The organism is Komagataeibacter sp. NFXK3 (assembly GCF_054182245.1).
In genome coordinates, this window is record NZ_JAPIVJ010000078.1 from 1 (window position 1) to 1,139 (window position 1,139).

A 1,139-nucleotide genomic window follows, 5' to 3' on the forward strand; every position below is an offset into this window, starting at 1 on the left:
GAAGTTTCGCTGATTTTGGTAGTACGGAGGCAGAATCGCTTGACGGCCTGCAGGATGTCGTCGGCGGATCTGGTCCATTTGAAGGGCTTGGGCTGTTCGTTATGGACGGCGATGAAAGCCCTGATGTCGGCCTCCAGGGCTTCGGTCGAACGGTGAATGCCGCGCCTGATCTGCTTTTCAGTGACGAGAGCGAAAAACCGCTCCACCTGATTGATCCATGAGGCCCCGGTCGGCGTAAAATGAACGTGCCAGCGCGGGCGCCTGGCCAACCAGTCACGGATCAGCTTCGTCTTGTGGGTGGCATAGTTATCCATCACCAGATGGATATCGAGGTCAGTCGGCACATTGGTTTCGATCTGGTCAAGGAATTTGCGGAATTCCGTGGATCGGTGCTTCGGATAACACTTTCCAATGATGGTGCCGGTGGCAATGTCGAGAGCTGCGAACAGTGAGGTCGTACCGTGGCGGGTATAGTCATGTGTCCGCCGCTCGACCTGGCCGGGCCGCATCGGGAGCATGGGCTGGCTGCGATCCAGCGCCTGGATCTGGCTCTTCTCATCCACGCACAGTACCAGCGCACGCTCCGGCGGTGCCATATACAGACCAACGATGTCGCGGACCTTCTCCACGAAGAGGGGGTCGTTCGACAGTTTGAAGGTCTCTGTTCGATGCGGCTGTAACCCGAACGCTTTCCAGATGCGATGGATCGTTGACGGTGCATATCCCACGGCCTGTGCCATCGAGCGCAGCGACCAATGCGTAGCACCGCGCGGGGTTTCTTCCAGTGTCCGGCGGATCGTCTCCGCGATTTCCCCGTCGCCGATCGAGCGTGGTGTCCCCGGCCGGGGTTCATCGTAAAGCCCGTCCAGACGGTCCGTTGCAAAACGCCGGCGCCACTTGCCAACCGTGTTGATGTCCGCGCCCGTCAGGTCACGGATCGCCTTGTTCTCATGCCCATCGGCTGCGGCAAGGACAATACGGGCTCGCCGCGCAAGCGCCTGGCCCGTCTTGCGCGCCCTTGCCAGAGATTCCAGTTCCTGACGCTCCAATGCCGTCAGTTCAATCGCAACCGCTACACGTCCCATTCGATTACCCCTGCCATCAGGATAATCATATAAACTTCTCGATCAGGACACTAG

1 protein-coding gene is annotated in these 1,139 nt (G+C 59.2%); it reads right to left on the bottom strand.

The features are described 5' to 3' along the window. Positions 1 to 1,085: IS630 family transposase (locus OQZ28_RS17535; RefSeq protein WP_458136697.1), on the bottom strand; the 1,085-nt coding region annotated here is incomplete at its 3' end. Positions 1,086 to 1,139: the final 54 nt, after the last annotated feature.